Raw genomic sequence first — 13,528 nt, 5'->3', positions numbered from 1 at the left:
TGGCGCGTTGAACAGTCTGGGAATGCTGCGGTCGGCTGTGTTGGCGACCGCGTCCGCTTTGGTTTTGATGCCGCAGGCATCGCTTGCACAATCTTCCGCGCAGAGTGGCGCAACGAGCCTGCCGGCGGTGACCGTCGCGGCGCCGGAGGCCCGCCGCCGCGCGGCCGCAACTCCCCAGCGCCGCGTGCCGCGCTCCTCGGTGCAGGCCGCCAACAGGAACAAGCCCCAGCCGCAGCGCGATGTCGGCTTCGTCGAGACGCCGCGCGGTCCGGTGAACGGCTACGTCGCCGGCCGCAGCTCGTCCGGCACCAAGACCAACACGCCGATCATCGAGACACCGCAATCGGTGTCGGTCATCGGCGCCGAGCAGATCCGCGACCAGAAGCCGAACAAGCTCGACGAGGTGCTGCGCTACACCGCCGGTGTGCGGGCCGGGACCTTTGGCGCGGATACGCGCAACGACTGGTGGCTGATCCGTGGCTTCAAGTCCGACGATGTCGGGCTGTTCCTTGACGGCATGCAGCTGTTCTACACGTCTTATGCGAGCTGGAAGCTCCAGCCGTCCAACATGGAGCGCGTCGAGGTGCTGCGCGGTCCGTCGGCAGTGCTCTATGGCGGATCGAGCCCGAGCGGCATCGTCAACGTCATCAGCAAGATGCCGCCGGCCGAGCCGATCCGCTACGTCGAGACCGGCGTCAACAATTTCGGCAATGCCTATGTCGGGTTCGATTTCGGTGGGCCGGTCGCGACGCAGCCCCAGGATGGCAAGCTGTTCTACCGCGTCGTCGGCCAGGTGCAGAACGGCCCGACGCAGGTCAACTTCACGCCCGACAACAACTACTTCATTGCACCGTCTGTGACCTGGAAGCCGGATGCCGACACAACGTTCACGGTGCTGGCCTCGGCTTCGAAGCAGGACACCCGCGGCATCAACTTCCTGCCCTATGTCGGTACGGTGACGAATGCCTCCTATGGCAGGATTCCGACCAGCTTCTTCGGCGGCGATCCGAGCGTCGACAAGTTCACGCGCGAGCAGGAGATGCTCGGCTACCAGTTCGAGCGCCATCTCACCGATGACCTCACGTTCCGGCAGAACGCGCGGTTTGCGCATATCGACCTGACCTATCGCGGCTATGTCGGCAACGATGCCAATCAGGCGACCGCCACATTCAATCGCTACAATTGGTATGCGAAGAACACGGCCAATCAGGCCGATCTCGACAACCAGCTCGAATATCGCTTCAACACCGGCCCGGTGAGGCACACCATGCTTTTCGGTGTCGATCTGAAGGGCTATCAGATCGACGATTACCAGGCCTTCGGGTTCGGCGTGCCCTCGATCAGCATCTTCAATCCCGTCTACGGCGGAGCCGAAACGCCGCTGCCGACCACGCCGTTCCGCAACTTCCTGATTACGCAGAAGCAGGCCGGCACCTATCTCCAGGACCAGATGAAGCTCGGCGATTTCACGCTGGTCCTGAGCGGGCGGAATGATTGGGTCGAGACGACGCAGGACGCCCGCGACACGGGCGCCAGTGTCGACAGCCGCAACGACAGCAGGTTCAGCGGTCGCGCGGGACTGATCTACAATTTCGACAACGGCATTGCGCCCTACGTCTCCTACTCGACCAGCTACAATCCGATCATCGGACTCAACGCGCAGAACAAATTGTTCCTGCCGGAGGCGGGCAAACAGGCCGAGATCGGTGTGAAGGTCGCACCAAAGTGGTTCGACGGCTATTTCACGGTCTCGGCCTTCGACCTGGTCCGTCAGAATGTCGCGACGACGCTGCCGGGCAGTGTTCCTGTCCTGCAGAACCAGACCGGTGAGGTCACGTCGCGGGGCATCGAGCTCGAGGCCGTCGCGAACCCCACGAAGGAGCTGAAGCTGGTCGGCGCCTTCACGGCCTATCATCTGTTCAACAGCTGGGATCTCGACCCGTCCCTGGTCGGCAAGACACCGACCAACACGCCCGAGCTGCTGGTTTCCGGCTGGGCGGACTACACCTTCAAGGACGGACCGCTCGAGGGCTTCGGCTTCGGCGGCGGCGTCCGCTACATCGGCTCGTCGTGGGCCGATACCGCCAACACCCTCGAGGTCCCTGCAGTGATGCTCGGCGACCTCGCGCTCCACTACGAATGGCAGAACTGGCGTACCGCCTTCAACGTCATCAACCTGACCGACAAGATCTACGTCGCGAGCTGCGCGTCGGCCACGTCCTGCTTCTACGGCGACCGCCGGCGGGTCACCGCCAGCGTTTCCTACAAATGGTGAGGGGAGGGTGAGGACAGGGAAGGGCAGTCTCGTGCCTGCCTGATCGCGTCCTCCTCCTGCCCTGCCGACCGGACGACCGCGGATCTTCCGTTGGGGAGATCGATGAGCTCCAGGCAATGCCCCCCGGCCGGAAGCTCATGCGAGCGCGGCGCGTGCAACGACCCAGCAAGTCGCCGCCGCGCTCGCGGTCGGCCGTACTGCACTATAACGCGGACGATGTGGTTCTCGCCGGAGGCAGGACCGATCCTGCCCTGATGCATGGCTCGTCTGACCACTTGCGCCTGTGGATAGGTGACTTGGTGCAACCCGACTTGGCTCACGGCTGCGACAATCACCGGCTCCCGGGTGTCGTTGCTGCCGCAGACGGCCAGCCACTATGTCGGCGGGGTGACAGTCGGGGTTCCTGAGGTTGGCCATATCCTGGTTGGGTGCGCCGCCGCACCCGAAAACCCGGCGTTTTTCTCGGGCGATCCATGGCAAATCGCTGCCGCGGCCCGCGCGCCGCAATCTCCGGACCGCTGTCCTTTCAAAACCGGCGGCCGCCCTTGCTGGCCCTGCCGATCTGCTCCATACCAGCGCGGGGTGATTCCGGGATTTTCACCGTGCTGGGGGCGGCAAAGGGCCTGAAAAGAGCGTGTCTTGCGCCCATTGGTGCACTGCGCTAAGGCTCAGAATAATTCCAAATCGGACGAATCCGTGGCTGTCCCGAGGCTGCGGGAAAAAGGGCTCGCCAATGAGCGGCATTCTGCAGAACTATCTTCCACTCGTCGTCTTCATAGGTGTCGCGGGCCTTATCGGCCTCGTGCTGCTGATCGCGCCCTTCATCGTGGCGTTCCAGCAGCCGGATCCGGAAAAGCTGTCGGCGTATGAATGCGGTTTCAACGCCTTCGACGACGCGCGCATGAAGTTCGACGTCCGCTTCTACCTGGTCGCCATCCTCTTCATCATCTTCGACCTCGAGGTGGCGTTCCTGTTTCCGTGGGCGGTGGCGTTCGGCAAGCTTGGCGCGACCGGCTTCTGGTCCATGGTGGTGTTTCTCGCCGTGCTGACGGTCGGGTTCGCCTATGAATGGAAGAAGGGAGCACTCGAATGGGATTGAACCCTGCATCGTCCACGGGTCCGGTCGTCGCGCCGGCCGCCAAGGGCATCCTGGATCCGTCGACCGGCAGGCCGGTCGGGGCCAATGATCCGTTCTTCCTCGAGGTCAACTCCGAGCTGTCCGACAAGGGCTTCTTCGTGGCCGCGACCGACGACCTCATCACCTGGGCGCGCACCGGCTCGCTGATGTGGATGACCTTCGGTCTCGCCTGCTGCGCGGTCGAGATGATGCAGGTGTCGATGCCGCGCTACGACGTCGAGCGCTTCGGCTTCGCGCCGCGTGCCTCGCCGCGCCAGTCCGACGTGATGATCGTCGCCGGTACGCTGACCAACAAGATGGCGCCGGCGCTGCGCAAGGTCTACGACCAGATGCCCGAGCCGCGCTACGTCATCTCGATGGGCTCCTGCGCCAATGGCGGCGGCTATTATCACTATTCCTACTCGGTCGTGCGCGGCTGCGACCGCATCGTGCCGATCGACATCTACGTGCCGGGCTGCCCGCCCACGGCGGAAGCGCTGCTCTACGGCGTGCTGCTGCTGCAGAAGAAGATCCGGCGCACCGGCACCATCGAACGCTAAGGTTTTACGTCATGGACGACGCCAAGCTCGACGCCCTGGGGCAGACGATCGTTAGCGCGCTTCCGGGCGCCGCCACCGGTCATTCGGTGGCCTTCAACCAGCTGACGGTTGATGTCGAGGCCAGCAAGATCGTCGAGGTGGTCAAGTACCTCCGCGACGATCCGAACTGCCGCTTCGTCAACTTCACCGACATCACGGCCGCCGACTATCCGTCGCGCGAGAAGCGCTTCGACGTGATCTATCACTTCCTGTCACCGACCCTGAACGCGCGCATCCGCCTCAAGGCCCAGGCCGACGAGACCACGCAGGTGCCGTCGCTGATCGAAATCTTCCCCGGCGCCGACTGGTTCGAGCGCGAGGCCTACGACCTCTACGGCGTGTTCTTCGTCGGCCATCCCGACATGCGCCGCATCCTCACCGACTACGGCTTCGAGGGTCATCCGCTGCGCAAGGATTTCCCGACCACCGGTTTCGTCGAGGTCCGCTACGACGACCAGGAGAAGCGGGTGGTGTACGAGCCCGTGCGTCTGAACCAGGAATTCCGCAAGTTCGATTTCCTCTCGCCATGGGAAGGCGCGGACTATCCGGTCCTCCCGGGGGATGAAAAAGCGGGGCCGAAGGTCTGATCATGAACGAGCAACCCGAACAGCTTCGCAATTTCACCATCAATTTCGGACCGCAGCATCCGGCGGCGCACGGCGTGTTGCGCCTGGTGCTGGAGCTTGACGGCGAGGTCGTCGCGCGCGTCGATCCCCACATCGGTCTCTTGCATCGCGGCACCGAGAAGCTGATCGAGCAGAAGACCTATCTGCAGGCGATCCCGTATTTCGATCGGCTCGACTACGTCGCGCCGATGAACCAGGAGCACGCCTTCTGCCTCGCCGCCGAGAAGCTGCTTGGCATCGAGGTGCCGCGCCGCGGCCAGCTGATCCGCGTGCTCTATTGCGAGATTGGCCGCATCCTCTCTCATCTTCTCAACGTCACCACGCAGGCCATGGACGTCGGCGCGCTGACCCCGCCGCTGTGGGGCTTCGAAGAGCGCGAGAAGCTGATGGTGTTCTACGAGCGCGCCTCGGGCAGCCGTATGCACGCGGCTTACTTCCGCGTCGGCGGCGTGCATCAGGATCTGCCGCAGAAGCTGGTCGACGACATCGAGGCCTGGTGCGATCCGTTCCTGAAAGTCGTGGACGATCTCGACCGGCTGCTCACCGCCAACCGCATCTTCAAGCAGCGCAACGTCGACATCGGCGTGGTGCCGCTGAAGGAGGCCTGGGAGTGGGGCTTCTCGGGCGTGATGGTGCGCGGCTCGGGCGCGGCCTGGGATTTGCGCAAGTCGCAGCCCTACGAGTGCTACGCCGAGATGGATTTCGACATTCCGATCGGCAAGAACGGCGACTGCTACGACCGCTATCTGATCCGCATGGAAGAGATGCGCCAGTCCGTGCGCATCACGAAGCAGTGCATCCAGAAGCTGAACGCGCCTGAAGGCAAGGGACCGGTCGTCGTCGAAGACAACAAGGTCGCGCCGCCGCGCCGTGGCGAGATGAAGCGCTCGATGGAAGCGCTAATCCACCACTTCAAGCTCTACACCGAAGGCGTCCACGTGCCGGCCGGCGAAGTCTACGCCGCGGTCGAAGCGCCGAAGGGCGAGTTCGGCGTCTACCTGATCTCCGACGGCACCAACAAGCCGTACAAGTGCAAGATCCGCGCGCCGGGCTTTGCGCATCTGCAGGCGATGGATCACATCTGCCGCGGCCATCTGCTTGCCGACGTCTCGGCGATCCTCGGCTCGCTCGACATCGTGTTCGGAGAGGTCGATCGGTGATGGGGCAGCAGGCGCCAATCCAGTTTGACCGCGCCTCGGGGGCCCTGGAAGGGGCCAACCTGTGGGAGCGGACGGCTGCCTTGGCGCTGGTGACGGGATCGAAGATCTCCTCGCACTTCTCGCATATGGGCTACATCGCCTGTGCGAATCTGCTGCGGAAGACACTGCCCGAGCGCAACATTGCGATCAGGCTCAATCCCGACGCCGTGTTCGAATTCCCCTATGGCGACGGCTATTGGAGCAAGCTGCTCAACCGTTCCTACAATTACGAGGACGAACTCGAGCTCTTGTTCGCCGACTCCATCGACGTCGACTACACCTTGCTCGATTGCGGCGCGAACTACGGCTACTGGTCGGTGCTGGTCTCGAGCAAGCCGTTCGGCTCGCACAAGGCGATCGCGATCGAGCCGTCGGGGCAGAACTACCCGAAGCTCGTCAACAACGCGCGCGTCAACGGCAATCGCTTCGACACCATGAAATGCGCGATCGGCGCCGTCCGTGGCACCGCGCGGCTGTCGGGCACAAAGCACGAAGCCTTCAGCATCGCGGGCAATCCGTCGGCTGGCGGCGAGGAGGTGCCGGTCATCTCGCTCGACAATCTCATTGACGACGGCAAGGTGCCTGCCACCGGCAAGTACCTGATCAAGCTCGACGTCGAGGGCGTCGAGATCGAGGCGATCAAGGGCGGCGCACGGCTGCTCCAGGCCGACAGCGTCATCATGTGCGAGGAGCACGGCAGCGACCGCAATCACTCCGTGTCGCGCTTCATCCTCGAACAGACCCCGCTGAAGCTGATCGTGTTCGATCCGCGCAGCAACCGGATGGAGACCGTGACCGAGCTGTCGATCCTCGATCGCATCAAGGTCTCGACCCACGTCGGCTACAACGTTTTCGGCACCGCAAGCGCATTCTGGCAGGACAGGATCGAAGCCCTGAATGCCAAAACCGCGCGCCGCATGCAGTGAGAGATTGAAGAGATGTCCGTTCGTCGATTAGCACCGAAGGAAGTCCAGCCCGCGAGCTTCGCGTTCACGGAGGAGAACCTCGCGTTCGCCAAGCAGCAGATAGCGAAATATCCGGCGGGACGTCAGGCCTCCGCGGTCATCGCCATTCTCTGGCGCGCGCAGGAGCAGCACGACGGCTGGGTCTCGGAAGCCGCGATCCGCGTCATCGCCGACATGCTCGACATGCCCTATATCCGCGTGCTGGAGGTTGCGACCTTCTACACGATGTTCCAGCTCGCCCCGGTCGGCAAGAAGGCGCACGTCCAGGTCTGCGGTACCACGCCGTGCCGGCTGCGCGGCGCCGAGGATCTGATCCACGTCTGCGAGCACCGCATTCATCACGAGCCCTTCCATCTGTCCAAGGACGGCAATTTCAGCTGGGAAGAGGTGGAGTGCCTGGGCGCCTGCGTGAACGCGCCGATGGTGCTGATCGGCAAGGACACCTATGAGGACCTGACCAAGGAAAGCTTCGGCAAGGTGCTCGACGGCTTCGCTTCGGGCAATCCGCCCAAGCCCGGTCCGCAGAACGGCCGCCAGTTCTCGGCGCCGATCACCGGGCCGACCACGCTGAAGGAGATCACATGATGCGTGATCTCTCGTCGCAGGCCATGCAGGGGAGCGGTGCCGTGAAGAAGTGGGGCTTCATCGCGATGCATGCGGCGGTTGCGGCCGCCTTCATTTTCCTGCTGCAGCGTTTCAGCCTGAACGCGTCGCTGGAATCCAGTCTGCTCTGGGCGCTGACCTTTGCCGTCTGCGCCGCCGGACTTGCCTACAAGCAGACCATTCGTTGATCGGAAAGCACTGATATGCTCGAGGACAAGGACCGCATCTTCAAGAACCTCTACGGCCTCCACGACTGGGGGCTCGAGGGTGCGCGGCGCCGCGGCGCCTGGGATGGCACGAAGAACATCATCGACAAGGGCCGCGACTGGATCATCAACGAGATGAAGGCGTCGGGCCTGCGCGGCCGCGGCGGCGCCGGCTTCCCGACCGGTCTGAAATGGTCCTTCATGCCGAAGGAATCGACCGACGGCCGTCCGAGCTACCTCGTCGTCAATGCCGACGAATCCGAGCCCGGCACCTGCAAGGATCGCGAGATCATGCGGCACGATCCGCATCTGTTGATCGAAGGCTGCCTGATCGCGAGCTGCGCGATGAACGCGCATGCCTGCTACATCTATGTCCGCGGCGAGTTCATCCGGGAGCGCGAGCATCTGCAGGCCGCGATCGACCAGGCCTATGAGGCCAAGCTGGTCGGCAAGGACAACGTCAACGGCTGGCCGTTCGACATCTACGTCGCGCACGGCGCCGGCGCCTATATCTGCGGCGAGGAAACCGCGCTGCTCGAAAGCCTCGAAGGCAAGAAGGGCCAGCCGCGGCTGAAGCCGCCGTTCCCGGCCAATGTCGGCCTGTTCGGCTGCCCGACCACCGTCAACAACGTCGAGTCCATCGCGGTTGCGCCCGACATCCTGCGCCGTGGCGCCGCCTGGTTCGCCGGCATCGGCCGTCCGAACAATGTCGGCACCAAGCTGTTCTGCATCTCCGGCCATGTCGAGCGGCCCTGCAACGTCGAAGAGGCCATGGGCATTCCGTTCCGCGAGCTGATCGACAAGCATTGCGGCGGCATTCGCGGCGGCTGGGACAATCTCAAGGCCGTGATCCCCGGCGGCTCGTCGGTGCGCATGGTGCCGGCCGAGCAGATCATCGACACGCCCATGGATTTCGACTCCTTGAGCAAGCTGCGCTCGGGTCTCGGCACCGCGGCCGTGATCGTGATGGACAAGTCGACCGACCTGATCCGCGCCATCGCCCGCATCTCCTATTTCTACAAGCATGAGAGCTGCGGCCAGTGCACGCCGTGCCGCGAGGGCACGGGCTGGATGTGGCGCGTGCTCACCCGCATGGCCGAGGGTCGCGCCCACAAGCGCGAGATCGACATGCTCCTCGAAGTGACCAAACAGGTCGAAGGCCACACCATCTGCGCGCTCGGCGACGCAGCCGCATGGCCGATCCAGGGCCTGATCGCGCATTTCCGTCACGAGATCGAAGCGCGCATCGACCAGTATTCGCACAGGGCCGACATTGACGATATCGGCGTCCGCGATCCCGTGAACATGGTCGCGGCGGAGTAAGAGACATGACCAAGCTCATCATCGACGGCAAAGAGATCGATGTCCCCGCCGAATACACGCTGCTTCAGGCGTGCGAGGCGGCCGGCGCCGAGATTCCGCGCTTCTGCTATCACGAGCGGCTGTCGATCGCCGGCAATTGCCGGATGTGCCTCGTCGAGGTGAAGGGCGGCCCGAAGCCGGTCGCGAGCTGCGCCTGGGGCGTGCGCGACTGCCGTCCGGGCCCCAAGGGCGAGCCGCCGGAAATTTCCACGCGTTCGCCGATGGTGAAGAAGGCACGCGAAGGCGTGATGGAATTCCTTCTGATCAACCATCCGCTGGACTGCCCGATCTGTGACCAGGGCGGTGAGTGCGATCTGCAGGACCAGGCGATGGGCTATGGTGTCGACACCAGCCGCTTCGCCGAGAACAAGCGCGCCGTCGAGGACAAATATCTCGGCGCGCTGGTCAAGACCTCGATGAACCGCTGCATCCAGTGCACGCGCTGCGTCCGCTTCTCGGCGGAAGTCGCAGGCGCCCCGGAGATGGGCGCCACGGGGCGTGGCGAGGACATGGAGATCACGACCTATCTCGAGCACGCGCTGACTTCGGAATTGCAGGGCAATCTCGTCGACATCTGCCCGGTCGGCGCGCTGACCTCGAAGCCCTATGCTTTCGCGGCACGCCCCTGGGAGCTCGGCAAGACGCAGTCGGTCGACGTCATGGACGGCGTGGGCTCGGCGATCCGCGTCGACACCCGCGGCCGCGAAGTGATGCGCGTGCTGCCGCGCATCAACGAGGCCGTGAACGAGGAATGGATCTCGGACAAGACCCGCCACGTCGTCGACGGTCTGCGCACCCAGCGGCTCGACCGGCCCTATGTCCGTGAGGCCGGCAAGCTGCGCGCGGCGAGCTGGACGGAGGCCTTTGCCGCGATCGCCGCCAAGGCGGCGCGCACCGACGGCAAGCGCATCGGCGCGATCGCCGGCGATCTCGCCGGTGTCGAGGAAATGTTCGCGCTGAAGGATCTGCTCGCCAAGTTCGGTTCTGGCAATCTGGCGGTGCAGGGCGGCGACGCCTTCGACCCCGCGCTCGGCCGCGGCTCCTACATCTTCAACCCGACGCTGGCGGGCGTCGAGCAGGCGGATGCGCTGCTCATCATCGGCGCGAACCCGCGGAAAGAAGCGGCCGTGTTCAACGCCCGCATCCGCAAGCGCTGGCGTGCCGGCGGCTTCAAGGTCGGCGTGATCGGGGCCAAGCCCGATCTGACCTACGATTACGATCACCTCGGCGCGGGCACCGAGACGCTCGGTGAGCTCGCGGCCGGCAAGCACTCCTTCATGGACGTGCTGAAGAACGCCAAGAATCCGATCATCCTGGTCGGCGCGGGCGCGGCCGCCCGTCACGACGGCGCGGCCATCCTCGCAGCTAGCGCCAAGCTCGCGCTCGATGTCGGCGCGCTCAAGGACGGCTGGAACGGCTTTGGCGTGCTGCACGAGAGCGCCTCACGCGTCGGTGCGCTCGACATCGGCTTCTTCGCAACGGGCGGCGGCCTCAATGCCGCGCAGATGACGACGTTCGGCACGCTCGACCTCTTGTTCCTGCTGGGGGCCGACGAGATCAACGCGCCGGATGGCACCTTCGTCGTCTATATCGGCACCCATGGTGACCGCGGCGCGCACCGCGCCGACGTGATCCTGCCGGCGGCCGCCTACACCGAGAAGTCCGCGATCTACGTCAACACCGAAGGTCGCGTGCAGATGACGGGCCGCGCCGCGTTCCCGCCGGGCGAAGCCCGTGAGGATTGGGCGATCGTCCGCGCGCTGTCCGAGGCGCTCGGCAAGAAGCTCGGCTACGACTCGCTGGCGCAGCTGCGCCAGGCGATCTTCAAGGCCGTGCCGCATTTGATCCGTCTCGACCAGATCGAGGCCGGCTCGGCCGAGCAGATCAAGAAGCTGGCGGGGAAGGGCGGCTCGCCGGAGAAGGCGCCGTTCAAGCCGCTGGTCGAGGACTTCTATTTGACCAACCCAATCGCGCGTGCGTCCGCCGTGATGGCGGAATGCTCGCGCCTCGCCTCCGGGCACATGCTGACCGCAGCGGAGTGAGCGTGATCTGATGGAATTCTTCGAAAGCGCATTCTGGACCGGTTTCCTCTGGCCGCTGATCATCATGATCGCGGAGAGCGTCTTGGTGCTCGTTGTCCTTCTGGTGGCGATCGCCTACATCCTGCTGGCCGACCGCAAGATCTGGGCGGCGGTGCAGATCCGGCGCGGCCCGAACGTGGTCGGCCCCTGGGGCCTGTTCCAGTCCTTCGCCGACCTTCTGAAGTTCGTGCTGAAGGAGCCGATCATCCCGGCCGGCGCCAATAAGGGCGTCTTCCTGCTGGCGCCGCTGGTGTCGTGCGTGCTGGCGCTCGCGGCCTGGGCGGTGATCCCGACCAATCTCGGCTGGGTGATCTCCGACATCAATGTCGGCATCCTCTTCATCTTCGCGATCTCGTCGCTGTCGATCTACGGCATCATCATGGCCGGCTGGTCGTCGAACTCGAAGTATCCGTTCCTGGCCGCGCTGCGCTCGGCGGCGCAGATGGTGTCCTACGAAGTCTCGATCGGCTTCGTCATCATCACGGTGCTGCTCTGCGCCGGCACGCTGAACCTGTCGGCCGTCGTCGAGGCCCAGCACGTCCGCGGCCTTGCCAGCCTGATCGGGCTGCCGCAGCTCACCATCCTGAACTGGTACGTCTGGCCGCTGTTCCCGATGTTCGTGGTGTTCTACGTCTCGGCGCTGGCGGAAACCAACCGTCCGCCCTTCGACCTCGTCGAAGCGGAATCCGAGCTGGTCGCCGGCTTCATGGTCGAATACGGCTCGACCCCGTATCTGCTGTTCATGCTCGGCGAATACGTCGCGATCGTCACGATGTGCGCGATGGCGACGATCCTGTTCCTCGGGGGCTGGCTGCCGCCGGTGGATCTGCCGCCCTTCAACTGGGTGCCGGGCATCATCTGGTTCTCGCTGAAACTGTTCTTCATGTTCTTCCTGTTCGCGATGGCAAAGGCGATCGTGCCGCGCTACCGCTACGACCAACTGATGCGCCTCGGCTGGAAGGTGTTCCTGCCGCTGTCGCTGGCGATGGTGGTCATAGTGGCGGGCGTGTTGCAGTTCGCCGGCATCGCGCCGAAGTGAGGGCCGTCATGGGTATCAACGTCAACGCCACTGCACGCTCGCTTCTGCTGTCGGAATTCGTCTCGGCGTTCTTCCTCGCCATGCGCTATTTCTTCCAGCCGAAGCCGACACTGAACTATCCGTTCGAGAAAGGCCCGATCTCGCCGCGCTTCCGCGGCGAGCATGCGCTGCGCCGCTATCCGAACGGCGAAGAGCGCTGCATCGCCTGCAAGCTGTGCGAGGCGATCTGCCCGGCGCAGGCCATCACCATCGAGGCCGGCCCGCGCCGCAACGACGGTACCCGCCGCACCGTGCGCTACGACATCGACATGGTGAAGTGCATCTATTGCGGCCTCTGCCAGGAGGCCTGTCCTGTGGACGCCATCGTCGAAGGCCCGAACTTCGAGTTCGCGACCGAGACCCGCGAGGAACTGTTCTATGACAAGGCCAAGCTGCTCGCCAACGGCGACCGCTGGGAACGCGAGATCGCGAAAGCGATCGAGCTCGACGCGCCGTACCGGTGAGGTGAGGGCATGATCCTTCCCGCGCTGTTCTTCTATCTCTTCGCCGGCGTCTGCGTCGCCTCGGCGGTGATGGTGATTGTCTCGCGCAATCCCGTGCACTCCGTGCTGTACCTGATCCTGGCCTTCGTCAACGCATCGGGCCTGTTCGTGCTGATGGGCGCCGAGTTCCTCGGCATGATGCTGATCGTCGTCTATGTCGGCGCGGTCGCAGTGCTGTTCCTGTTCGTGATCATGATGCTCGACGTGGACTTCGTCGAGCTGCGCGAAGGTTTCATCCAGTATCTGCCGGTGGGCCTCGTGATCGGCGGCATCTTCCTGTTCGAATTGCTGCTGACCGTCGGTGCCTGGATCATCAACCCGACCCTGAGCAAGACCATCACGGCGCCGATCCCGACCAACGTCTCCAACACCGAGGCGCTGGGCTTGGTCCTCTATACGAAGTACATCCACTACTTCCAGCTTTCGGGCATGGTGCTGCTGGTCGCCATGATCGGCGCCATCGTGCTGACGCTGCGCCACAAGGCGAGCGTGAAGCGGCAGGACATCAACGTTCAGAACGCGCGCACGCCCGAGATGGCGATGGCGATGCGCAAGGTGGCGCCGGGGCAGGGGCTCTCGGATGCCGATGCGGCGGAGTGGGTGAAATGACGATCGGGCTTGGACATTACCTGGCGGTCGGCGCGATCCTGTTCACGCTCGGGATCCTCGGCATCTTCCTGAACCGCAAGAACATCATCGTCATCCTGATGTCGATCGAGCTGATCCTGCTCTCGGTCAACATCAACCTCGTGGCATTCTCGACCTTCCTCGGCGACATCGTCGGCCAGGTCTTCGCGCTGCTGGTGCTCACCGTCGCAGCCGCTGAAGCCGCGATCGGTCTCGCCATCCTGGTGGTCTATTTCCGCAACCGCGGCTCGATCGCGGTTGAGGACGTCAATCTGATGAAGGGCTGA

General features: G+C 64.2%; 14 protein-coding genes. All 14 read left to right on the top strand.

What is annotated here, in order from left to right; translation table 11 throughout:
- Positions 1-22 precede the first annotated feature (22 nt).
- A complete protein-coding gene (locus tag RPS27_RS31115; protein WP_212069020.1) occupies positions 23-2,275 on the top strand; it encodes a TonB-dependent siderophore receptor in 2,253 nt (750 codons plus the stop codon).
- A 733-nt stretch (positions 2,276-3,008) separates the two neighbouring features.
- A complete protein-coding gene (locus RPS27_RS31110) occupies positions 3,009-3,374 on the top strand; it encodes an NADH-quinone oxidoreductase subunit A (RefSeq protein ID WP_008136158.1) in 366 nt (121 codons plus the stop codon).
- A complete protein-coding gene (locus tag RPS27_RS31105; RefSeq protein ID WP_211416800.1) occupies positions 3,365-3,952 on the top strand; it encodes an NADH-quinone oxidoreductase subunit B family protein in 588 nt (195 codons plus the stop codon). The genes RPS27_RS31110 and RPS27_RS31105 overlap by 10 nt, the downstream gene beginning before the upstream one ends.
- Before the next feature lie 11 nt (positions 3,953-3,963).
- On the top strand, positions 3,964-4,578 hold the full coding sequence (locus tag RPS27_RS31100; protein WP_194407842.1) for an NADH-quinone oxidoreductase subunit C: 615 nt from the start codon (positions 3,964-3,966) through the stop codon (positions 4,576-4,578).
- Positions 4,579-4,580: 2 nt separating this feature from the next.
- Positions 4,581-5,777 (top strand): NADH-quinone oxidoreductase subunit D, encoded by a 1,197-nt coding sequence (locus RPS27_RS31095; RefSeq protein WP_212069019.1) that lies wholly within the window; start codon positions 4,581-4,583, stop codon positions 5,775-5,777.
- Positions 5,777-6,742 carry an FkbM family methyltransferase gene (locus tag RPS27_RS31090; protein WP_211417483.1) on the top strand — a complete coding sequence of 322 codons (966 nt, stop codon included), beginning with the start codon at positions 5,777-5,779 and terminating at the stop codon, positions 6,740-6,742. The genes RPS27_RS31095 and RPS27_RS31090 overlap by 1 nt, the downstream gene beginning before the upstream one ends.
- A 12-nt stretch (positions 6,743-6,754) precedes the next feature.
- Positions 6,755-7,366, top strand: a complete 612-nt coding sequence (gene nuoE / locus RPS27_RS31085; RefSeq protein ID WP_011087680.1) for an NADH-quinone oxidoreductase subunit NuoE — start codon at positions 6,755-6,757, stop codon at positions 7,364-7,366.
- Complete coding sequence (locus RPS27_RS31080) at positions 7,366-7,572, top strand: hypothetical protein (protein ID WP_194407844.1); 207 nt, start codon at positions 7,366-7,368, stop codon at positions 7,570-7,572. Before nuoE ends, RPS27_RS31080 begins: the two co-directional genes overlap by 1 nt.
- A gap of 15 nt (positions 7,573-7,587) precedes the next feature.
- On the top strand, positions 7,588-8,913 hold the full coding sequence (gene nuoF, locus RPS27_RS31075) for an NADH-quinone oxidoreductase subunit NuoF (protein ID WP_028141460.1): 1,326 nt from the start codon (positions 7,588-7,590) through the stop codon (positions 8,911-8,913).
- 5 nt (positions 8,914-8,918) lie between these two features.
- Positions 8,919-10,994: an NADH-quinone oxidoreductase subunit NuoG gene (gene nuoG / locus RPS27_RS31070; RefSeq protein ID WP_212069018.1), complete on the top strand. Its 2,076-nt coding sequence runs from the start codon at positions 8,919-8,921 to the stop codon at positions 10,992-10,994.
- Between the two features lie 10 nt (positions 10,995-11,004).
- A complete protein-coding gene (gene nuoH, locus RPS27_RS31065) occupies positions 11,005-12,072 on the top strand; it encodes an NADH-quinone oxidoreductase subunit NuoH (protein WP_194407846.1) in 1,068 nt (355 codons plus the stop codon).
- An 8-nt stretch (positions 12,073-12,080) separates the two neighbouring features.
- Complete coding sequence (nuoI, locus tag RPS27_RS31060; protein ID WP_014494864.1) at positions 12,081-12,575, top strand: NADH-quinone oxidoreductase subunit NuoI; 495 nt, start codon at positions 12,081-12,083, stop codon at positions 12,573-12,575.
- A 9-nt stretch (positions 12,576-12,584) separates the two neighbouring features.
- Complete coding sequence (locus RPS27_RS31055; RefSeq protein ID WP_194407847.1) at positions 12,585-13,223, top strand: NADH-quinone oxidoreductase subunit J; 639 nt, start codon at positions 12,585-12,587, stop codon at positions 13,221-13,223.
- Complete coding sequence (gene nuoK, locus RPS27_RS31050) at positions 13,220-13,528, top strand: NADH-quinone oxidoreductase subunit NuoK (RefSeq protein ID WP_008547737.1); 309 nt, start codon at positions 13,220-13,222, stop codon at positions 13,526-13,528. The genes RPS27_RS31055 and nuoK overlap by 4 nt, the downstream gene beginning before the upstream one ends.

The organism is Bradyrhizobium sp. WYCCWR 12699, from assembly GCF_032144035.1.
Taxonomy (GTDB): domain Bacteria; phylum Pseudomonadota; class Alphaproteobacteria; order Rhizobiales; family Xanthobacteraceae; genus Bradyrhizobium.
The sequence above is the reverse complement of the archived record's forward strand: the minus strand, read 5'-3'. Positions and strand labels throughout refer to the sequence as shown.

What these genes read in the sequence shown, in the direction of transcription:
- RPS27_RS31115 (WP_212069020.1), top strand. Translation starts at nt 23, where the DNA reads ATGCTGCGGTCGGCTGTGTTGGCGACCGCGTCCGCTTTGGTTTTGATG.
- RPS27_RS31110 (WP_008136158.1), top strand. Translation starts at nt 3,009, where the DNA reads ATGAGCGGCATTCTGCAGAACTATCTTCCACTCGTCGTCTTCATAGGT.
- RPS27_RS31105 (WP_211416800.1), top strand. Translation starts at nt 3,365, where the DNA reads ATGGGATTGAACCCTGCATCGTCCACGGGTCCGGTCGTCGCGCCGGCC.
- RPS27_RS31100 (WP_194407842.1), top strand. Translation starts at nt 3,964, where the DNA reads ATGGACGACGCCAAGCTCGACGCCCTGGGGCAGACGATCGTTAGCGCG.
- RPS27_RS31095 (WP_212069019.1), top strand. Translation starts at nt 4,581, where the DNA reads ATGAACGAGCAACCCGAACAGCTTCGCAATTTCACCATCAATTTCGGA.
- RPS27_RS31090 (WP_211417483.1), top strand. Translation starts at nt 5,777, where the DNA reads ATGGGGCAGCAGGCGCCAATCCAGTTTGACCGCGCCTCGGGGGCCCTG.
- nuoE (WP_011087680.1), top strand. Translation starts at nt 6,755, where the DNA reads ATGTCCGTTCGTCGATTAGCACCGAAGGAAGTCCAGCCCGCGAGCTTC.
- RPS27_RS31080 (WP_194407844.1), top strand. Translation starts at nt 7,366, where the DNA reads ATGCGTGATCTCTCGTCGCAGGCCATGCAGGGGAGCGGTGCCGTGAAG.
- nuoF (WP_028141460.1), top strand. Translation starts at nt 7,588, where the DNA reads ATGCTCGAGGACAAGGACCGCATCTTCAAGAACCTCTACGGCCTCCAC.
- nuoG (WP_212069018.1), top strand. Translation starts at nt 8,919, where the DNA reads ATGACCAAGCTCATCATCGACGGCAAAGAGATCGATGTCCCCGCCGAA.
- nuoH (WP_194407846.1), top strand. Translation starts at nt 11,005, where the DNA reads ATGGAATTCTTCGAAAGCGCATTCTGGACCGGTTTCCTCTGGCCGCTG.
- nuoI (WP_014494864.1), top strand. Translation starts at nt 12,081, where the DNA reads ATGGGTATCAACGTCAACGCCACTGCACGCTCGCTTCTGCTGTCGGAA.
- RPS27_RS31055 (WP_194407847.1), top strand. Translation starts at nt 12,585, where the DNA reads ATGATCCTTCCCGCGCTGTTCTTCTATCTCTTCGCCGGCGTCTGCGTC.
- nuoK (WP_008547737.1), top strand. Translation starts at nt 13,220, where the DNA reads ATGACGATCGGGCTTGGACATTACCTGGCGGTCGGCGCGATCCTGTTC.